This window comes from Humidisolicoccus flavus (assembly GCF_045689595.1).
In the GTDB taxonomy this organism is placed as follows: Bacteria; Actinomycetota; Actinomycetes; order Actinomycetales; family Microbacteriaceae; genus Humidisolicoccus; species Humidisolicoccus flavus.
Genome location: NZ_CP142724.1, coordinates 117,815 through 137,036 on the forward strand (window position 1 = coordinate 117,815; position 19,222 = coordinate 137,036).

The 19,222-nt window shown below is 62.3% G+C and carries 17 protein-coding genes and 1 tRNA gene; 10 read left to right on the forward strand and 8 right to left on the reverse strand.

Translation table 11 applies throughout. The annotated features are described in order from the left end of the window. Window positions 1–128 precede the first annotated feature (128 nt). The gene (locus U2H20_RS00555) at window positions 129–1,856 is read left to right on the forward strand and encodes a trypsin-like peptidase domain-containing protein (protein WP_430592588.1); all 1,728 of its coding nucleotides are present in this window, start codon (window positions 129–131) and stop codon (window positions 1,854–1,856) included. A 104-nt stretch (window positions 1,857–1,960) separates the two neighbouring features. Next, window positions 1,961–4,789, forward strand: coding sequence for a CDP-glycerol glycerophosphotransferase family protein (locus U2H20_RS00560; RefSeq protein WP_430592589.1), 2,829 nt, complete (start codon window positions 1,961–1,963; stop codon window positions 4,787–4,789). A gap of 19 nt (window positions 4,790–4,808) precedes the next feature. Here the strand turns inward: U2H20_RS00560 and U2H20_RS00565 are convergent, their stop codons facing one another. Further along, window positions 4,809–5,885 carry a glycosyltransferase family 2 protein gene (locus U2H20_RS00565; RefSeq protein WP_430593550.1) on the reverse strand — a complete coding sequence of 359 codons (1,077 nt, stop codon included), beginning with the start codon at window positions 5,883–5,885 and terminating at the stop codon, window positions 4,809–4,811. A gap of 41 nt (window positions 5,886–5,926) precedes the next feature. Here U2H20_RS00565 and U2H20_RS00570 point away from each other — a divergent pair, with 41 nt between their 5' ends. Further along, window positions 5,927–7,243, forward strand: coding sequence for a CDP-glycerol glycerophosphotransferase family protein (locus tag U2H20_RS00570; RefSeq protein WP_430592590.1), 1,317 nt, complete (start codon window positions 5,927–5,929; stop codon window positions 7,241–7,243). Here the strand turns inward: U2H20_RS00570 and U2H20_RS00575 are convergent. The 4 genes from U2H20_RS00575 to U2H20_RS00590 form a co-directional block, all read right to left on the reverse strand. Further along, entirely contained in the window at window positions 7,240–8,190 is a 951-nt protein-coding gene (locus tag U2H20_RS00575) for a hypothetical protein (RefSeq protein ID WP_430592591.1), read from the reverse strand. The two genes, U2H20_RS00570 and U2H20_RS00575, sit on opposite strands and share 4 nt — an antisense overlap. Then, window positions 8,187–8,927 (reverse strand): ABC transporter ATP-binding protein, encoded by a 741-nt coding sequence (locus tag U2H20_RS00580; protein ID WP_430592592.1) that lies wholly within the window; start codon window positions 8,925–8,927, stop codon window positions 8,187–8,189. Before U2H20_RS00580 ends, U2H20_RS00575 begins: the two co-directional genes overlap by 4 nt. After that, a complete protein-coding gene (locus U2H20_RS00585) occupies window positions 8,927–9,724 on the reverse strand; it encodes an ABC transporter permease (RefSeq protein WP_430592593.1) in 798 nt (265 codons plus the stop codon). Before U2H20_RS00585 ends, U2H20_RS00580 begins: the two co-directional genes overlap by 1 nt. A gap of 63 nt (window positions 9,725–9,787) precedes the next feature. Continuing rightward, entirely contained in the window at window positions 9,788–10,480 is a 693-nt protein-coding gene (locus tag U2H20_RS00590) for an NTP transferase domain-containing protein (RefSeq protein ID WP_430592594.1), read from the reverse strand. 204 nt (window positions 10,481–10,684) lie between these two features. On the opposite strand from U2H20_RS00590, the gene U2H20_RS00595 reads away from it, so the two are divergent. From U2H20_RS00595 to U2H20_RS00605, 3 genes are read left to right on the forward strand one after another with little or no spacing between them, the layout of a single operon-like run. Further along, complete coding sequence (locus U2H20_RS00595) at window positions 10,685–11,968, forward strand: ABC transporter ATP-binding protein (protein ID WP_430592595.1); 1,284 nt, start codon at window positions 10,685–10,687, stop codon at window positions 11,966–11,968. After that, window positions 11,944–13,515 carry a hypothetical protein gene (locus U2H20_RS00600; protein ID WP_430592596.1) on the forward strand — a complete coding sequence of 524 codons (1,572 nt, stop codon included), beginning with the start codon at window positions 11,944–11,946 and terminating at the stop codon, window positions 13,513–13,515. The genes U2H20_RS00595 and U2H20_RS00600 overlap by 25 nt, the downstream gene beginning before the upstream one ends. Window positions 13,516–13,556: 41 nt before the next feature. Beyond that, a complete protein-coding gene (locus U2H20_RS00605) occupies window positions 13,557–13,829 on the forward strand; it encodes a DUF3039 domain-containing protein (RefSeq protein WP_430592597.1) in 273 nt (90 codons plus the stop codon). A gap of 6 nt (window positions 13,830–13,835) precedes the next feature. Here U2H20_RS00605 and U2H20_RS00610 read toward each other — a convergent pair whose 3' ends face one another. Further along, a complete protein-coding gene (locus U2H20_RS00610; protein WP_430593551.1) occupies window positions 13,836–15,098 on the reverse strand; it encodes a nicotinate phosphoribosyltransferase in 1,263 nt (420 codons plus the stop codon). Window positions 15,099–15,192: 94 nt separating this feature from the next. On the opposite strand from U2H20_RS00610, the gene murI reads away from it, so the two are divergent. The 4 genes from murI to U2H20_RS00630 all read left to right on the forward strand — a co-directional run bounded on the left by murI (window position 15,193) and on the right by U2H20_RS00630 (window position 18,187). Further along, complete coding sequence (murI, locus tag U2H20_RS00615) at window positions 15,193–16,101, forward strand: glutamate racemase (protein ID WP_430592598.1); 909 nt, start codon at window positions 15,193–15,195, stop codon at window positions 16,099–16,101. Continuing rightward, window positions 16,098–16,820, forward strand: a complete 723-nt coding sequence (gene rph, locus U2H20_RS00620) for a ribonuclease PH (RefSeq protein WP_430592599.1) — start codon at window positions 16,098–16,100, stop codon at window positions 16,818–16,820. The genes murI and rph overlap by 4 nt, the downstream gene beginning before the upstream one ends. Then, window positions 16,817–17,413, forward strand: a complete 597-nt coding sequence (gene rdgB / locus U2H20_RS00625) for an RdgB/HAM1 family non-canonical purine NTP pyrophosphatase (protein ID WP_430592600.1) — start codon at window positions 16,817–16,819, stop codon at window positions 17,411–17,413. Before rph ends, rdgB begins: the two co-directional genes overlap by 4 nt. Window positions 17,414–17,512: 99 nt before the next feature. Beyond that, window positions 17,513–18,187, forward strand: a complete 675-nt coding sequence (locus U2H20_RS00630; protein WP_430592601.1) for a metal-dependent transcriptional regulator — start codon at window positions 17,513–17,515, stop codon at window positions 18,185–18,187. A gap of 39 nt (window positions 18,188–18,226) precedes the next feature. Here U2H20_RS00630 and U2H20_RS00635 read toward each other — a convergent pair whose 3' ends face one another. Then, the gene (locus U2H20_RS00635; RefSeq protein WP_430592602.1) at window positions 18,227–18,919 is read right to left on the reverse strand and encodes a DedA family protein; all 693 of its coding nucleotides are present in this window, start codon (window positions 18,917–18,919) and stop codon (window positions 18,227–18,229) included. 179 nt (window positions 18,920–19,098) lie between these two features. Then, window positions 19,099–19,179: transfer RNA gene (locus U2H20_RS00640), tRNA-Leu, on the reverse strand. Between the last annotated feature and the right edge of the window lie 43 nt (window positions 19,180–19,222).

Genomic DNA, 19,222 nt, shown 5'->3' on the forward strand with positions numbered 1-19,222 from the left:
ACGCTAGCAAGCGTCGTGTCCGTGTTGCCGCGCGTGACATCGTAGGGACACGGAATATTCCGAAAGCGCATTGCGCTCCCCTTGGTGGCTCATTGGATTCCCCAAGACACGACGCTCAGGATGGCATCATGAACGAGAACGCGGATGGATTCGCTGGTCAACCCTCGAATGAGCGCACCGGCACACCACAAGGAAACACCAATCACGCTGAAGACGCCGCTCGAATGACCAATGACGACCACGCTCGGTTCGCCCGGCCACGCGAGCAGGCGCACGCCGCGCCTCCGGCAGCGCAGGAGCCAGGGGCCTCGGTCCCGGCAGCTCCACTCTCAGGCCCGCCGACCTCAGACTCCGCGGTCACCGACCCGAGAACTCCGAATGTCGCGGGCTCAGTGCCAGCCGCCTCAACGCCGGCAACGCAGAACTTCGCTCCTGCAACGCCCACTGCCTCGACACCAGCCGCTTCAACGCCGGCGCAGAACATCGCGCACGGTCGCGCGCAGCACCAGTCGCCTGCATATGGGTACATCCCGAATCCGGGCCAACACTATGGGTCGAATTCGCACAACCCGCAGCATTCCTCGCCGGGGGCTTCGTTCTCGCAACCGAACCAGGCTCCACAGTTTGACCCGTTTGCACAGAACTTCTCAGCCCAATACGCGGGCACCCAGGACTGGTCGCAAGCGACTCAAGCCACCGGCCCAGTGCGCGAAACGAAACGTCGCCGCGGAACCATCGGCGTGCTCGCGACCGCAGCATTGGTCGCGGTTATCTTCGGGGGAGTCGGCGGTGTCGTCGGAACGCATATCGCCAGCAACGGCACCGCCCCGAGTGCAACCGTGACGGGCACGAGTGTCAGCAACCCGACGACGGTTTCTGACGTCGCGGCTGCAGCGACGCCCTCAGTCGTGACCATTTCGGCGAGCGATGGCCAGAACAGTGGCACCGGCTCGGGTGTCGTCATCGCTGCGGGCGGCTACATCGTGACGAATAATCACGTGGTCACTGTCGGTGGGGCGACCTCCGATCCGTCCTTGACCGTTGAGACGAGCGATGGACGTCTGCTCGCGGCTGAAATCGTTGGGCTCGATCCGGCGGTCGACCTCGCGGTGCTCAAGGTCGACGCCGATCTCCCCGTGCTCGCGTTCGCCGATGGCGACACCACGAATGTCGGTGACCTCGCCATCGCAATCGGCGCGCCGCTCGGCCTCTCGAACACGGTGACCGAGGGCATTGTCTCGGTCACGGGTCGTGGGCTGAGTGTCGCATCGAGCGAGGCCCCAGCGGAGGGTCAGGACAACTCGACCACCTCGCCGCCGTTCGGCCTCTGGAACCAGAACCAGAGCCAGCAGACCTCCAGCTCGATCAGCGTTCCTGTCGTGCAGACCGACGCCTCGATCAACCCCGGAAATTCCGGAGGCGTGCTCCTGAACTCTGCCGGACAGATCATCGGTATCAACGTCGCAATCGCGAGCAACGCGAGCGATAACGAGCAGGCGGGCAGCATCGGCCTCGGGTTCGCGATCGAGGCGCCGCTCGTGCAACGAGTCGTCGACGAGATCATCGAGTCGGGAACCGCAAGCCACGGGCTCCTCGGTGTCACCGTGCAAGACGTCTCCGATCCGAGCGTCGGCGTGGTCGGGGCGGAACTCAACACGATCGCCGACGGCAGCCCCGCAGCATCTGCAGGCTTGCGTGCCGGAGACGTCGTGACCGCGATCGATGGTCGCACCGTCACGAGTGGTGTTGATCTCTCGGCATTCGTCCGGGCATCTGCGGGTGGTGAAACGGTCACTCTCACCGTGCTCCGTGACGGTTCGAGCAACGATGTCGAGGTCACACTCGGCACGCTGTAGGCCACAGAAGACACTGCACAACGCCACGGGCGGTCTCGCGAAAGCGAGACCGCCCGTGGCGTTCGGAATGCCCTGCAGAGAGGGCTTGTATGCTGACTCGCATCGTGGCGTTTACTTTCAATCGAGGAAATCTCGTCAAGCTTCTGCAGCTGCCGCTTGTGGCACTCGGCTCGGCGGTGAGCTTCGCCATTCCTCGGCGCAAGGAACGATGGCTCTTCGGTAGCGGCGGAGGGGTCGGAGAAGGATCCCTCGCCCTCATGCGAGCGGCGAGTGCAGACCCTTCGCTGGTGTGCCTCTGGATCACTCGCACCGAACGAGATGAGCGCGACGCGGAGCGTCTTGGCTTGCCATTTGTGCGCATGCATTCTCTGCGCGGTCTCCTTGCGACCTACCGGGCCGGTGTGATCGTGATTACCCACGGCTTCGGCGATGTCAACCGATTCGCCGTGCAAGGCGCATTTGTGGTGCAGATGTGGCACGGAATTCCGCTCAAGCGACTGCATCTCGATGCTGCGAACACGCTCCGACTCGGCCCACTCTCCGCCATCCCGGGCGCTGTACGGTTGGTGAGGCGCTTGCATCAAGCGAGCGCTGCTCGAATCGATTTGTTCCCTGTTGCGAGTCCACGAGTCGCGAGTCGAATTCGCACGGCGTTCGATCTCCCACTCGAAAAAATCGCGGTGCTCGGAGATGCACGAGTGGACGCGGTGCAACCCACGCACGCGGCACGCGCTCAGGCGGTCGCGGTGCTGCAAGCGGCAGGCGTTCCCCTTGCGGAAACCGTAACGGGCCAGGCCACGGCACAAGCTCGGTCAAGCGATGAGGTCGTGCCCCGACGCTTCCTGTACGCCCCGACCTGGAGAGACGGTCAGCCGGATCCCGCTGTCCCGAGCGATGAGGAATGGTCGATCATCGCGGAATGGCTCGAGGAGGAGAACGCACAGCTCCTCATTCGATCGCACCCGCTCGGTCGAGGCGCGTACGAGGAGGGGCCACGACGGTCGAAACGAATCGTGCTGCTCGGCCACGACCAAGTCGCGGACCTGAATCCGATACTTCCAGCGATCGATGTTCTCATCACTGATTACTCCTCGGTGGCGTTCGACTTCGCTCTGCTGCAACGACCGATTCTGTTTCTCGCTCCCGATGTCCGCTCCTACATCGCAATGCGTGGGCTGTACGACCCGTACGAGGAATTCTCCGGGAAATCGGTCGAGCGATGGAGCGCACTGGTCGAGTGGGCGAAGAACCTGCACGAGACTGACATCCTCGAGGAACGTCTCCGGCACTCTCGAGTGCTCGTGCGCGAGCACATCGATGTGCACGGCGATGCATCGGCACGGGTGATCGAACGGATACAGGCGATGCAGCGTGGGGCTGAGGTTCCTCGAACTGAACCTCGTTCCGATGTCCGCCTTCAGCAGGTGTGGCGCGAAGGGAGTTCACTCCGGATTCGAGGTGTGCACTCGCAGGCAGTCTCGCCCGACGAAGTGCGCCTTCGAGGAACGCGGGTATCCGTGCCCATTACGCTCTTACCCCGCCAGGATGCATCCGCGGACGCTGCAGAGCACGCTTGGGAGGCTGTCGTTCCCCTCATGATCTCGCGCTGGGGGAGTGAGCCCCTCAGCTTGCCCTCGGGCGTCTATGAGCTCGAGTTCCGCGCACACGACCTCGGTCGACTTCGAGTGGTTTCTGAACATCCGCTCCCTGAGCCCGAACTCACGCCGGAGTTTCGCGTGACTTATCGCTCGGGAGAGGGCGGGATTCAGCTCAGGATCGACCCGCCGCTTGCCATTCACGAGCGTGGAGCGAAAGCGCAACGACGTCTGCAACGGAAGCACTTCGCCGACGCGAAGCCGCTCGACGCGGTGTTCTTCGAGAGTTTTTACGGACAGAGCGCCTCGGACAACCCGCGGGGAATCGATCGTGCGCTCGCCGAACTGCGCCCGGATCTCACGAGGTACTGGAGCACGGTCGACGCCTCGGTGCCGATCCCTGAGGGCGCCGTCAGGATCATTGAAGGCACTGAGCAGTGGTGGCGAATTCGTGCAGGTGCGCGCGTCCTTGTGGTGAACGACTGGCTCAGAAAACGAACGAAGCGTTTCGCGCATCAGTTCGTGCTGCAAACCTGGCACGGAACTCCACTCAAACGTTTGGCGCTCGACCGGGAGAACGTCGGGCTTCGCACGAGAATCGCCACGATTCTGGAAGGGCGCCGTTGGAGCGCAATGCTCGCGCAGAACAGCCATTCTGCGCGATCGTTCCGGTCCTCCTATCGCTTCGCTGGCCCGATTTGGGAACTGGGGTATCCGCGAGCAGACACGCTGCTGAGCGTCGACACCGAAGAGGTCCGTCGGAAACTCGGCATCTCGGTATCGAAACGGGTGGTGCTCTATGCACCGACTTGGCGTGACGATCGAGTTGCCGTGGTCGATCACATCGACGCGCGTCATCTGCAGCGATTGCTCGGCCCCGAGTGGGTCGTCCTCGTACGAGGCCACTCGCGAACACTTCGCGCCGGCACCGACCTGAGTTCGCCCGGGGTCATCGACGCGACCTCGTACCCTGAGATGGCGGACCTGCTGGCGGTTGCGGACGTCCTCGTGACCGACTACTCCTCGGTGATGTTCGACTTTGCCGCGAAGGAAAAGCCGTTCGTCTTCTTTGTCCCCGATATCGGCGACTATCGCGATCGACTCCGTGGGTTCACGTTCGATTTCACTCGAAACGCTCCAGGCCCGCTCACCTCGACGGTCGAGGACGCCGCCAGCGCAATTCTGAATCCGGAGACACCGGAGTTCGCATCTCGTCGCGCTGAGTGGCGAATCGAGTTCGCACCCCTCGATGACGGGCAGGCGGGGAAGCGAATCGTTGCCATGCTCGAATCGAGCGGAGCGCTCCCGCCCGCGAAACAGAGAGCCGACGCGACCTAGCGAACTGCGAACTCGGTGCTCAGTGACGGGTTCGTGGCCGCGGCGCGATTCTGCTGCGGTCGCGATTGTTCCCTGCGCCAAAGAGGAGCCCTCGAAGAAACCCGAGTCCCCACGAGATATGCATGGTCGCGATCACGGTGACGAATTGGGCGCGAGAGCGAATCGAACCCGAGTCTCGCAGGAACGCGAATCCGAGAAAGCCGAGGTAGGCGATCGGTGCCAGTGCACTGAGCCCTGCGGCCCACACAAGCGCGAGGGGTGCGACCGAAAGCAGAGCGATTCCCGCAGTGGTGATACCGAGTACGAGCGCCAGAATGAGTGCGATGACGAGCACGGGGGGCGCGAAGAAACGAACCGAGTTCCCGGCACCGTAGCGACGCACAAGCTCTCCGCGCCAGACGCCGGTCGACCGAAACTGCTGTGAGAGATCGCTCCAACTCGCCCGGGGCCAGTACGTGACGGTGAGGCTCGGGTCGAACCATACGGTGTGCCCTGCTCGGCGGATGCGCAGGTTCAGTTCCCAGTCCTCGCCGCGGCGGAGAGTCTCGTCATAACCGCCGACCTCCGTGATCACGGCACGGCGGAAGACACCGAGGTAGGCGGATTCGCTCGGGCCCTCCGGACCGCCTGCATGGTAGGCCCCGCCTCCCAGGCCGAAGCGCGAGTTGTAGGCGCGGGCGACCGATGCTTGAAAGGGGCTATTGCCCGCGGCGTGCATCAAGCCCCCGACGTTTGCAGCGCCCGAGCGTTCGAGTGCCTCGACCGCTCGGACCGTGTACCCGGGGGAGAGTTCGCTGTGCGCATCGACCCGGACGATGATCTCGAAACGGCTCTCTTGCACCGCGAGGTTCAGCCCGATCGGAATGTCCGTTTCCGGGTTCATGACGTACCGGATTCGATCGTCTGCCGCTGCGATTTCTTTCGCGATCTCGAGTGTCGAATCGTCAGACGGGCCGAGCGCGAGCACGAGTTCCCATCGGCCCGGATACTCCTGGGCCGTGATCGTCTCGATTGCTGCGCGCAAGTAGAGGGCCTCGTTGAGCACGGGCATCACATAGGAGACGCCTGGCCATTCGGCTCGGCTCTTACTCGGCATGCTTGACACGACAGTAAGTGTCCCACGCGTACCCTGAAGGAATGTCATTGCAACGAGAGTTCCAGGCTGCGCGTCGAGTGTTCGGGAACATCCTTCGCACCCGGAAGCATCGCGCAGCCGTGAGCCGAGTGCGCTCGCAGCACGAACGCACTGACCCCGGATCAATCGAGATCGTGGTCTACTTCGCTGATTCGCCAGTCAACCTCTACCAGCTTCGACAGTGGTACGGCCCGCTCGAAGCGCTTGCCGAGCACCACAGGGTCGGAATTCTCGCGCGGAGCCCGGGCACTGCCCTTCGTCTCTGGGAAGAGACGACCCTGCCAACCTGGGCGGTCACACAGGTCAAAGATCTCGAGGACTTCATTGCGCACCGTGGCATCAAACTCGTGCTCTACGTCAACCAGAACGCGAAGAACTTCCAGATGATGCGCTACGGCCGCATGTGGCACGTCTTCATCAATCACGGTGAGTCCGACAAGATGTACATGACCACCAACCAGTTCAAAACGTATGACTACGCAATGATCGCCGGGAGCGCGGCAGTCGAGCGCCTCCGCGCCAAACTCTGGGACTACGACACCGAATCTCGGACCCTGCAAATTGGGCGACCTCAGGCCGATCACATGCGGGGCACGCCCCCGTATCCGGCTGACGGTCGAATCTCCGTACTCTATGCACCGACCTGGGAGGGCGATCGGGCAGCGGCCGCGTACGGCAGCATCGCGAGCCACGGTGAGCAGATTGCGAGTGCTGTGCTCGCGAGCCCCGAGCATCGTCTGATCTACCGTCCGCACCCTCGCTCAGGTGTCGTCGATCACGCTTACAAAGCAGCGCATCAACGGATAGTGCGCGCAATCGCGGCCGCGAACCAGGCAGATCCTTCGGCGCGCCACCTGTACGACACCGGATCGAGTATCACCTGGCAGCTCTCGGCAACGGACGTCGCGATCACGGATGTGTCAGCGATGATCTACGACCGGCTTGCGTGCGGACTCCCGCTGCTCGTGACCAGGCCCGCGAATCCAGAGGCTGATGTCGACGAGCGCGGGTATTTGAGCGCTTGTGAGTGGCTCCGTGTTGAGGACCTCGGTGGAATCCTGGCAGAACTCGATCGTGTGACGACGGACGAGCATGCCCGCGCGCAGTTGGCGCACTACGCCGAGCACTACTTCGGCGACACGACACCGGGCGTTGCCACTGAACGGTTCCATGCAGCGGTCGAACAATTGATCCGAGTGTGGTTCGAGCATGCGGAACAGCACCGAACCGACGTGTTCGAACTCGAGGTGGACGACGACGTCGAAGTCCCCGATACCGCGAGGCGCTCTGCGGAGTCCGACGGCTCCCTCAGCGATTAGGCCGAATTTCCGGGGCGCTTGTGCTCGTCCCACTCGCCCGGGGCCTGTGGCTGTGCGCTTCCACCACTCGTGTCTGGAGCCGGCATCAGCTCGTCGAGGCTGACTCCAGGTGATTGCTCCGACAGCGTTTCAAGCGAACGACGCGCTTTGTCCTCACGACGGCGCTTCGGCGAGAGTTTCGCGGCGAGCGACACTTTCGGCTGAGGATCGAGCGTCGTGGTGAAGTACTTCGGAGCGGGGCCGAAGGCGTCTCGTGCACTCTGCACGATCTGACGACCGAGAATGTGGTTCCCTGCGCCCCCGATGACCGCACCGATCCCGAAAGGAATCGCGCGTCCGATGGCTCCCTTTCCGCCGGCCGTGACCAAGCGGGTCGCGAAGACCTTGCGGAGCTGTCCGGCGATCTGCCCGACGACGCCCTGAGGAAGGGTCGAGGTGATGAGTTGCCCCCAGAAGGCGGTTCCGGCTGCCGCGCCACCGACCGACTGCGAGGCGAGACGCTTGACGACGGTCGAGCCCGCACTGCCGAGCATGAGCGACATCACGAGTGCCTTCGCGCGCTCGGGATCGCGCAGCGGAATGCCGTGCACTTCTGAGACCGCGAGCGCGAACAGAGCGCTCGCTTCGAGGAAGCCCACCGTTTCCGCTGCGGTGAGTCCGATCGCAGCTGCCGTTCCGATTCCCGGTACGACGGCGGTTGCGCCAACCGCAGCACCGCTGACGCTCACGGCTGCGAGGTAGCGGGTTTCCAGCATCTTGGTCATCTGCTGGGGAGTCGCACGCGGATGCTTCCGGCGCATCTCTCGCAAGTGACCGATGACGAGTGGGCGCTGGGCGTTCACCACGTTCTCAATCGTGCGGAAGAACCACGGTGCATCGACGTCGAACGAGTCCTGCGATCCTGGCCCCGAGTTCGAATTCGGGTTCGGCAATTGTGGCGTTGTCATGATCCACCCCCATGGTCTGAACGATACCGCTGTAGTACTGGCGTGATCCCCGAGTCGAGCGCCAGTTTTCCTTCGTGGAGATACAAACCCCGCTGGCAGAAGCGTTGGAGGTCGCGCTCGTTATGTGAAACGAAGAACAGCGTACGCCCCTCAGCGAGGAGCAACTCGATTCGTGCGTAGCATTTTTCTCGGAACGCCTTGTCTCCGACAGCGAGGACCTCGTCGACCAGGAGCACCGGCTCATCGAGTCGCGAGATGACTGCAAACGCGAGTCGCACTTTCATGCCGTTCGAGAGGTGCTTGTACGGCGTGTGGATGAACTTCTCGATCTCAGCGAAATCGATGATCTCGTCGAACGCGTTCGCGATCTCCGCCTTCGTCATTCCGTGGAGACCAGCCGTCAGGGCAATGTTGTCTTTGACCGTGAGTTCGCCGATGAAGCCGCCGGTGATCTCAATGAGCGGCGCGACTCCACCGTGCACCGCAACCTTGCCCTCGTCGGGGCGCAGCACACCCGCGACGAGTTTGAGGAGCGTCGACTTTCCCTGGCCGTTCCGGCCGACCACACCGATTGCTTCACCCTGCTGCACGCTGAAATTCACGTCTCGCAATGCCCAGAATTCTCCTGGCCGTGCTCGGCGTTCGCTGCCTGCGAAGAGGTCCTTGAACGAGCGTCGTGACGATTTCGAGCGCTTGAATCGGATCCCAAGGTCTTTTGCTTCAATGACCGGTTCCATCAGACCTCCTTCAAGACGGCTTTGATGGTGCGACGGAACACGAGAACGCCGATCCCGAGGACAACGAGTGTCATGGCAGCGGAGATGAGCACAGCGTTCAGGTCGAGCGCCTCTGGGAAGAACCCTGAGCGATACAGAGAGAGGATCCCGGCGAACGGATTAAATGCCCCGAGTGTCTGGATGTTCTCGGGGAGGTCGCCGAGGTCGTACACGATCGGAGAAGCGTAGAACGCGAATCGGAGCACGAGTTTCGCTGCTCGCTCGAGGTCTCGGAAGAACAGGACGAGCGGCGCAATGATGAGGCCGATACCAAGAATCAGGGTCGCTTGCATGATGATCGCGGGAATGAAGAGCACGAGTTGCCAGCCGACGGTTGCGCCGGCGAACACGGCGAAGAGCGCGAGCACCGGCAAACTGGCGAGGAACTCGATGCCCTTGGCGAGCGTCAAACGTGCAACCCACACGCTCGGCGGCACTCGCGTGGAACGAATGAGCTTCGCGTCTTTGATGAACGCTCTCGTGGAGTCGCTGATCGCACCGTTGAGCCACATCCAGGGGAGGAGGCCGCTGATCAGGAAGACGATGTAGGGCTCGAACCCCACATCGCGTTGGAAGACGACGGTGAAAACGAAGAAGTAGATGGCGCTCATCGCGAGCGGGTCGATGACCGACCACAGATACCCGAGTGCTGAAGTCGAGTACCGCACGCTGAGGTCACGTCGAGTCAGTAACCAAAGCGTGTGGCGGTACCGTTTTCCGCTGCCCCAGGAGTCGCGGGCGTGCGCCGATGATTTCACTCTCGAATCATATGCGCGAGAGAAGGAAAGAGCCTGACCATCGAGGTGTGGTGCACGCGCTCGCTATACGAACTGGTTCGCTCGTTCCAGGTCTTCAGCGAAATCGACCTCGACCGCGTACAGGTCGCTGATATCGATCGGGTGGACCTTGAGGCCGTCGCGTTCGATTGCCATTTCGAGGCCGCGCTCGAAATAGTCTTGCGCCTCGCACTTTTCCAGGTGATGGATGAACGCGCGCTTGTCTTTGCTGGAAATGAAGTTGATGCCAACCGCCTCACCGAGACCCCCGACAACCTTCTTCGAGAGTTCGAGAATGCAACCTTCTGCGTCGACGGTGTACTTAACTTCCTCGTCGGCAACGCTGGAGTGGTTCACCGCGACCGTCGAGATGTCATTGAGAACGTTCTTCGCGACGCGATCAAGAACGGCTGGGTCGAACACGACGTCGCCGTTCATCCAGAGGACGCCGCCGCGCTTCGAAGCACGGAGGGCGCGAAGGAGGCTCTTCGAGGTGTTCGTGATGTCGTACTCATCGTTGTACACGTAGGTGTTGTCTGGGAATGCGTCGATGATCTCATCGAGCTTGTAGCCGACGACCGTGGTGATCTGCGCGGAAGCGCCGAAGGTGTGACGGATGTTCTCGATCTGCTGCTGCATGATCGTACGGCCATCGTTGAGCTCGGTCAGCGACTTCGGCAGCGAGCGCCCAAGGCGGCTGCCCATCCCTGCGGCGAGAATTACAACTTGCGTAGTCATGTCGGTCTCCAGTTCATGCGGTATCCCGTGCGAGGAATAATCGCACGTTCATCTGGTGTTTTCTTGAGAGTTTCCTCCCAGCCACCGCACTGTGCCTTTCCACTTTACTTGAGGAACCGCGAATACCAGAGGATTGTGACGGATCTGTAAACAAGTGGCGCGCGCTCGCACCCGGTGTTGGATGTGTTCGATAGCCTTGATCGGGTGAGCGACCAAGACGATTTTGAAGACCAGGTTCCTGAGGCGCGCACTCCGTCGAAGGTTCCTTTCTCGCAATTGACCGACGAAGAGAAGCGAGAGCGTCGTCGTGAGGCCGCGAAGAAGGCCGCAGCGACTCGGGCTCGTAAGAAGGCCGAGGCGGCGCTCGCAGCGGCAGAAGCCGAGTCTGCTGAGAATTCCGAGGCAGTGCAAGCCGAGGTTGAGAGCGCGAGCATCTCCCTCGAGCAGGCATCGAACGATGAATCGACCGACGCATCCCTTGAGTCGACCCAAGCGCCGAGCGGCCTTCCGCTCGAGCCCCCGGCGTCGCCGGCCTACGACGTTCCGAGCGATTTCACCGGCCTCGATGCAGTGGTTGCAGCTGCAGACGAGTCCGCGATCGGCTCCGATGCCGACGAATCCTCTTCGGACCACGTGCAGGACCAAGCTGCTCTTCACGACGAGTCCTCCGTCCACAACGAGTTTCCCGAACACGCTGCACAGGAGAGTTCGAGCGATTCGGCAGAGCCGACTGCCCTGCTGATCCTCGATGCTCTCGTCAAGAAGTTCGGCGCCACCACCGCGGTCGATCATGTCTCCATCGCTGTCGAACCAGGGCAGTTCTATGGCATCGTCGGGCCGAACGGTGCAGGAAAGACGACAACACTGTCGATGGCAACCGGTCTGTTGCAGCCTGACGCCGGTCGCGTCATCGTGCGCGGGGTCGATATGTGGTCGGATGGCCCAACGGCAAAGCGCCTGATCGGGGTGCTGCCGGATCGCCTGCGTCTGTTCGAGCGGTTGACGGGGCAGCAAATGCTGTTTCAATCCGGGGTGCTTCGAGGGCTCGATGCCGAGACCGTGCGTCGCCGCAGCGCAGACCTGATCGCTTCCTTCGATCTCGAGGAGGCCGCGGGCCGAGTGGTCGCGGACTACTCAGCCGGTATGACGAAGAAGCTCGCGCTCGCATGCGCGTTGATCCATGCGCCGAGGCTGCTGGTCCTCGATGAGCCATTCGAATCAGTCGACCCGGTCTCGACCGCCACGATTCTCCAGATTCTCTCGGCCTTCGTCGCGGTCGGTGGGGCAGTGGTGCTCTCGAGCCACAGCATGGACCTCGTGCAACGAACCTGTGATCATGTCGCGATCATTGTCGAGGGTCGCGTGCTCGCAAACGGCTCAATGGAGGACGTCCGAAACGGTCAGACGCTCGAAGAGCGATTCGTGAACCTGGCCGGTGGCCGCCGAGAAACGAGAGGCATGGAATGGTTGCACTCGTACTCGGTCTAAAGGTTCGACTCCTTGGGAGCTACTTCAAGACCCCGAGTGCCTCCCTCGTCGGAATCATCCTCGGTTGGCTCGCTGCGCTCTGGCTGAGCGGACTGCTCGTGTTCGGGCTCTTGGCGACGCGTTTGATGCCGACCGAGGTCGCAGGAGGGGTCCTGGTCGCGGCGTCAGCGCTCGCGCTCGTGGGCGCAATACTGGCCCCGCTCCTGTTCCGATTGGACGATACGCTCGACACCCGAACGCTCGGGCAATACGGCATCGCAGCCCCCGTTCTCGCGCGATCACTCGTGCTGGCCGCGGTCGTTGGTCCGTTCGGAGTGGTCCTCCTGGCGATGCTGTTCGGTTTCCTGCTTGCCTCGGCAGTCGCTCCCGGCGCCGCCATTCTCGGAGTCGTCGCTGCACTCGTCTTGGTCGCGAGCTGTGCGGTTGCCGTGCGCATCGGTTCGGGGTTCGCGGCAGCCTTGCTCGCGAACCGTCGTATCCGTGATCTCGCCCTCGTCATCGGAACCGTTTTGCTCATCGGTGCGGCACCACTGCTCATGCTGTTGCTGAATGGGGCGCTGAACTCCGGGGATGCGCTCCTCACCGTGACCATGGTGCTGTCATGGCTTCCCTTCGGGGCGCCGGGTGGTGCGGTCGCCGCCGTGCTTTCAGGAGCGTGGGGTGTTGCTCTGCTCAAGCTCGCGATCGCTGCGGTGACACTCGTCGGCCTCTGGTTTGCATGGACCTGGCTGGTTCGCCATCAATTGCGCACGGTCGCCCGCGAAACCTCCGGTGCGAGCCACCGAGGCCTCGGGCTCTTCCGGTTGTTCCCGGCATCCCAATGGGGCGTGATCGCGGCTCGCTCGATCACCAATGCGCTTCGCGATCCGCGGTATATCGTGACCTATGTCTCGATCCTCGTCGTGCCAATCCTGATCGCCTTTCCGCTTGCGTTGACCCAGGAAAGCGGAATGCCAGTCGGGCTGATGCTCATCGCCCCGGTCTTCATCGTCGCTGCACTTGCAGGCTTTGCGCCGCATAACGATCTCGCCTACGACGACACCGGGTTCTGGCAGCACGTGTCGGCCGGAGTCAAAGGGGTACCCGACCGGATCGGCCGTGCGTTCCCGTACCTGGTGTTCGGTGGCGTCTACACCCTCATCGTTGCTGTGGTGCTTGCGAACATGCTCGACCGTGTCGCGATGCTCCCGGTGATGCTGGGGCTCGGTGCTGCGCTGCTCGGTGGTGGCCTTGGTCTCTCGAGCATCACGAGCGCCTTGATCCCGTACCCCGTCGCGAAGCCGGAGCAGAGCCCATTCACAACCCCTCCTGGCGCAGGCACAATCGGTGCGCTCGTCCAGGGTGGCGTGCTGCTCGGCACGATCATTCTTTCGGTGCCGACCATCGTGCTGATGGTGCTGTCGTTCAATGATGCTGGCTTCGTGCCCTGGGCAGGCCTCGTCGGATTCGTCACCGGACTCCTTGCGCTCGCCGGTGGAATCTTCTTCGGCGGACGAATCCTCGACGCGCGTTCCACGAAGGTGCTTGCTTGGGCAATGCGTCAGTAGCGACCTTCGGTCTTCTGCGAGATCGTGAGAGAATATTCGCTATGACTGCGAACCCTGATGCACCCGTGACCGGGGGATCCACCGACGTCCTGGACCGCGAACTCGAGAAGCTCCTCAACGGAGAGATGCTCGATGACGGCGATCACGATCGCTTCTCGCACTATGTGAAGAAGAACCGCATCATGCAGTCCGCATTGACCGGGAAGGCAGTGCGTGCACTGTGCGGAAAAAAGTGGACGCCGGGTCGTGACCCCCAGAAGTTCCCGATCTGCCCGGAATGCAAAGAGATCTACGAAAAAATGAAGGACGAGTAACCGGACTTACGATCCGGGGTAGAACACCGTCGGAATCGCCGGTTCGCCCCGTGCAAGCCGATGTGCGTCGGTCGGAAGCTCCTGGAGTGCGGAGACCCGATGCTCACGAGCACGCATCACGCCAGCGCTTCCGCGATACCGCTCATCGATCACGCCATCGGTGATCAACGGAACCTGCAGCGCTCGAGCGCCGTCAGGAAGATAGCCGGGCTGTCCGATCACGACCGATTCTTCGACAGCGATCGCGTTCTCTATTGTTCGGAATGCGGTCTTTTCACCGCCCGTACTTGCCTTCGACTCGCTCTTCTTCCCGACGTTGTGCCAATCACCGCGTTCGTCTTTGTGCGCAACGAGTTTGTAGACCATCCCGGCGGCCGGTGCGCCTGATCCCGTGACCACGCTCGTGCCGACGCCGTATGCGTCAACAGGGGAGGCCGCGAGACCTGCGATTGCGTATTCATCGAGATCGCTCGTGACCGTGATCCGGGTGTTCTCGGCGCCGAGTGAGTCGAGCAGGGAACGCACAGATCCCGCCACCGATGCGAGATCGCCCGAATCGAGACGGACCGCGCCGAGCGAGGTTCCTGCCACTTTGACGGCGGTACGAACGCCCTGCTCAATATCGAAGGTATCGACGAGCAGCGTGGTCTCGGGACCGAGCGTATCGACCTGAGCTTGGAACGCCTCTTCTTCCGAGTCGTGGAGCAGCGTGAACGAGTGTGCCGCAGTTCCCATAGTCGGGATGCCCCATTGGGAGCCAGCTGCGAGGTTGCTGGTGGCGCTGAAGCCGGCAATGAATGCAGCGCGTGCTGCGGCAATCGCGGCATGCTCGTTCGCACGCCGTGACCCCATTTCCGCGAGCGGACGGCCTTGCGCGGCGTTCACCATCCGAGTCGCCGCGTTCGCCACCGCCGAATCGAAATTGAGGACACTCAGCACCACAGTCTCGAGGATGACGGCCTCGGCGAAGCTCCCCTCGATCGTGAGCAGGGGACTATTCGGGAAGTACAGTTCGCCCTCTCGATACCCGAGCACGCTTCCCTGAAACTGATATTCCGCGAGCCAATCGAGCGTCTCCTCGGAGACGACGCCGTTCGTCCTGAGGAACGCCAACTCCGTGTGGTCGAAACGAAATTGGGCGATCAGATCAAGCACTCGGCCGGTTCCCGCGACGATTCCGTACCGACGTGCACCTGGCAGACGGCGAGCGAACACTTCGAAGACTGAAGGGCGGAAGGCCTTCCCGGACCGCATGGCCGCGTCGATCATCGTCAGTTCGTATCGGTCGGTCATGAGAGCGCTCGTCACCCGCCAAGTGTAGAACGCGGAATCGGCCTGGATAGGCTTCGCTAAGATTGTGGACGTGTCGCGCCCCATCGGAATCTTTGACAGCGGCGTCGGTGGACTCACTGTCGCACGAGCGATCATCGACCAACTTCCCAACGAGTCGATCACCTATATCGGTGACACCCTGCACACTCCCTACGGCCCCCGCCCGCAGTCCGAGGTCAGAGAACTCGCGCTCGCAGTCCTCGACGCTCTGGTCGCGCAAGACGTCAAAATGCTGGTCATCGCCTGCAATACGGCAAGTGCCGCAGTGTTCGATCTCGCGCGAGAACGATACGAGGTCGGCATGGGGATCCCCGTTGTCGAGGTGATTCAGCCGGCAGTCCGTGCAGCAGTGCGTGAGAGCCGGAGCGGCAAGATTGGCGTGATCGGGACAGTCGGCACGATCGGGTCCGGAGCGTACCAGCGTGCGTTCGCAGCGGCAGGCAACAGCGCGATCGAAGCAATCGCGTGCCCGCCGTTCGTAGGCTTCGTTGAAGCCGGAGTGACAACAGGCAGCGAAGTCCTCGATGCAGCGCGCGCGTGCCTCGCGCCGCTGACTCGGGCTGACATTGACACGCTCGTTCTCGGGTGCACCCACTATCCGCTGCTCGCGGGAGCAATCGGATACGTCATGGGGCAGAACGTGCGTCTGGTCTCGAGTGCCGAAGAGACCGCCGCCGACGTCTACCGTCGGCTCGTCGATCTCGACCTGCTCTCGGGCGCCACCGCGCCTCCGACCTACACCTTTGAGGCCACAACGCACGAGCAGGAGTCGTTCCTGAAACTCGCTCGTCGATTCCTCGGGCCGGAAGTGAGCCATGTCGAGTTCACCCAAACCGGCGTGATCGAACTTCCCGAAGATTTCGCATCGATCGATGTGAGGACAGCACCCGCGCCCGACTCTGGACCACAACGGGCAAACCACGAAGGAGCATCCCAATGACTCGAAAAGACGGACGTTCGGTCAGCGAACTTCGACCGATCACGATTGAGCGTGGCTGGAACTCCCAGGCGGAGGGCAGTGCGCTCATCTCCTACGGCAATACTCGGGTGCTCTGTAACGCGAGTGTCCAGTCGAGCGTTCCGCGTTGGATGAGCGGAAAGGGCAAAGGTTGGGTGACCGCCGAGTACTCAATGCTTCCACGCTCCACGAACGAGCGCATGGACCGCGAGTCCGTGAAAGGCAAGATCGGTGGTCGCACACACGAGATCTCGCGACTGATCGGCCGGAGTCTTCGCGCCGTCGTCGACATGAAAGCGCTCGGAGAAGTCTCGATCGTGGTCGACTGCGATGTCCTGCAGGCTGACGGCGGCACTCGAACCGCTGCGATCACGGGAGCCTACATTGCGCTCGCCGACGCGATCGAGTGGGGCCGAGAGAACGGCCGCATCGCAAAGAACGCGAAGGTGCTTCTCGACTCGGTTTCCGCAGTCTCGGTCGGGATCATCGATGGAGAGCCGATGCTCGACCTCGCCTACGTTGAAGACGTTCGCGCAGAGACCGATATGAACGTCGTCGTGACCGGCCGGGGCCTGTTCGTAGAGGTCCAGGGCACCGCTGAAGGTGCTCCGTTCGATCGTCGTGAGCTCAACAGCCTGCTCGATCTTGCGATCGGGGGCTGCTACACGCTCTCCGAGCAGCAGCGGGCGGCTCTGGCATGATGCAGGCCGTCGTCGCGACTCACAGCGCGCACAAAGTGTCCGAGTTGCGAGCAATTTTGGGCAGCGTTCTGCCCGACCTCGAACTGCGCTCGTACGATGGCCCCTCCCCAGTCGAAGATGGCGCGACCTTCGAAGCAAACGCGTTGATCAAGGCTCGCGCCGCGTTCGAGCACACAGGGATTGCAGCGCTCGCAGACGACTCCGGCATCAGCGTCGCTGCACTTGATGGAGCGCCCGGGATCTACTCGGCACGATATTCGGCAAGCGGCGATGACCATGACAACCTCACCCTGCTGCTGCGCAACATGGAGGGTGTCGCCGCGCGCGAGAGTGTGTTCGTGTGTGCCGCCGCCTACGTCGATGCAGAAGGTGAAACCGTCGTTCGAGGCGAATGGCCGGGCGAGCTCCTGACCGCCGCGCGGGGCGAGGGCGGGTTCGGATACGACCCGATCTTCAAACCAGAGGGTTTTGAGGTCTCTGCAGCCGAGCTGACTCGAGAGGTCAAGAACGCTGAGAGCCACCGTGCGCGCGCATTTCATGCGATTGCGGCACTGTTGCAAGCGCGAGTTGCCGACGCCGCGGACGAGGCGTAGGCAGAAGATAGAGCGAGGGCTCGAAAGAGAACGCTGCTCGATCTGCTGCCGTGCATGGCACGATGGGCAAGACGTTGAGTGTGTGGGGAGAGGAACGCAATGCAGTCGACAGCAGTCGAAGATTACGTCAAGGCGATCTACCAGCACACCGAGTGGCAGTCTGAGCCCGTCACTCCGAGTCAGCTGGCGCAGAGTCTTGGTCTCGCAGCGTCAACGGTCACTGAAATGGTGAAGAAGCTCGCAGCCAGCGGACTCGTCGACCACCGTCCATACAGCGCGATTCGACTCACCGACGAGGGACTCGCGCTCGCGCTTCGACAGCTCCGGCGTCATCGCCTGATTGAGACCTGGCTGGTCGAGCGTCATGGCTACGCCTGGGATGAAGTGCACGACGAAGCCGAGGTGCTGGAGCACACGATGAGTGATCGTCTCGTCGAGTCGCTGTCCGCTTCACTCGGTAACCCCGTCCGTGATCCACACGGAGACCCCATTCCGAGTGCCACTGGATCGATCGTTCGCCCTGAAGCGGTGCTCCTTGCGGAAGCTCCAGCCGGGCACCACGGCCGTGTGGTCCGGATCAGCGACGCGAATCCGGCGCTCCTGCGGTACCTCGATGACCACGGCATCGCACTCGACGCAGCGGTGCTCGTCGAAGGTCAGAAGGAGTTCAGCGACAGCTTGACCGTTCGTGTCGGGAGCGCGTCGATTGAACTCGGTTCGGAGCCGGCCGCTTCGATCTGGATTACCTCGCAGCCGGGCGACCTCGACGAGTAGCCGTGCGCAATCGCTTCGCGGCTTACTTTCCTTCGCGGCTCACTTGCCTTCGAGGTTGAGCGGTTCGATCGGGAGCGTCTCCTTGAGCGCACTCTGCTCTGCCTTGACCTCGCGGCGAGACTGCAGCCCGTGGATCACCATTCCGGTGATCGCGATTGCGACGACCCCGAGCAGCACGTAATCGATGTATTCACGGACGAAGTTCGCGACCCCGGGGATGTGCGCGAAGCACCATCCTGCGAAGGTGAGACCCGCACCCCAGAGCAAGCCGCCGATGATGTCGTACCGCAGGAACCTGCCGTAATCCATCTTGCCGACTCCCGCAGCGACCGGCATGAAGGTTCGAACGATCCCGATGAAGCGAGCAATGATCACAGCGAAGGGGCCGTACTTTTCGAAGAACAGGTTGGTGCGCTCGATGGTGCGATGAGAAAACAGTCCGGAGGATCGACGTTCGAAGATCTTCGGTCCTGCCTTTCGACCAATCGCGTAGCCGAGCTGGTCACCCGCTACGGCGCAGAACCAGATCGCAAGGCAAGCAACCCAGATGGGCTGCGGGATCGTGCCGGTGTAGACCAGGATGCCGGTCATGATGAGCAGGGTGTCGCCCGGCAGCAGGAAGCCAACGAGCAGGCCGGTCTCCACGAAGACGATGACGCACACCGCCACCAGCGCAAACGCGCCGGCTCCGGCAATGAGCCCTTCGACGTCAAAGAGCGCTGACGTGATCATCGATGTGCTTTCAGAGAGTTCGGAGTCGAATACAACCGCAAATCTTCTGAACGAGAAAATCGTGATTCTGGGTTCTCAGACCGCTTGGTCATCGTATCGCTCAGCGACGATCGGATCGAGGGGGATCTGCAAACCGTGGTGAAAACGTCACCGTGGTCAGTGATCGGTTCGACTGCACGTGCGGAAGGGGGACTTGAACCCCCACGCCTTGCGGCACAGGAACCTAAATCCTGCGTGTCTGCCAATTTCACCACTCCCGCGCGGCAGTCAATTCTAGCGTTTTCCTCAAGCACGCTCGGCGCG

Excerpts from the sequence above, each read along its gene's own strand:
- U2H20_RS00555 (WP_430592588.1), top strand. The coding sequence starts at position 129 with ATGAACGAGAACGCGGATGGATTCGCTGGTCAACCCTCGAATGAGCGC.
- U2H20_RS00565 (WP_430593550.1), bottom strand. The coding sequence starts at position 5,885 with ATGCCGAGTAAGAGCCGAGCCGAATGGCCAGGCGTCTCCTATGTGATG.
- U2H20_RS00570 (WP_430592590.1), top strand. The coding sequence starts at position 5,927 with ATGTCATTGCAACGAGAGTTCCAGGCTGCGCGTCGAGTGTTCGGGAAC.
- U2H20_RS00575 (WP_430592591.1), bottom strand. The coding sequence starts at position 8,190 with ATGACAACGCCACAATTGCCGAACCCGAATTCGAACTCGGGGCCAGGA.
- U2H20_RS00580 (WP_430592592.1), bottom strand. The coding sequence starts at position 8,927 with ATGGAACCGGTCATTGAAGCAAAAGACCTTGGGATCCGATTCAAGCGC.
- U2H20_RS00590 (WP_430592594.1), bottom strand. The coding sequence starts at position 10,480 with ATGACTACGCAAGTTGTAATTCTCGCCGCAGGGATGGGCAGCCGCCTT.
- U2H20_RS00600 (WP_430592596.1), top strand. The coding sequence starts at position 11,944 with ATGGTTGCACTCGTACTCGGTCTAAAGGTTCGACTCCTTGGGAGCTAC.
- U2H20_RS00605 (WP_430592597.1), top strand. The coding sequence starts at position 13,557 with ATGACTGCGAACCCTGATGCACCCGTGACCGGGGGATCCACCGACGTC.
- U2H20_RS00610 (WP_430593551.1), bottom strand. The coding sequence starts at position 15,098 with ATGATCGACGCGGCCATGCGGTCCGGGAAGGCCTTCCGCCCTTCAGTC.
- rph (WP_430592599.1), top strand. The coding sequence starts at position 16,098 with ATGACTCGAAAAGACGGACGTTCGGTCAGCGAACTTCGACCGATCACG.
- rdgB (WP_430592600.1), top strand. The coding sequence starts at position 16,817 with ATGATGCAGGCCGTCGTCGCGACTCACAGCGCGCACAAAGTGTCCGAG.
- U2H20_RS00630 (WP_430592601.1), top strand. The coding sequence starts at position 17,513 with ATGCAGTCGACAGCAGTCGAAGATTACGTCAAGGCGATCTACCAGCAC.
- U2H20_RS00635 (WP_430592602.1), bottom strand. The coding sequence starts at position 18,919 with ATGATCACGTCAGCGCTCTTTGACGTCGAAGGGCTCATTGCCGGAGCC.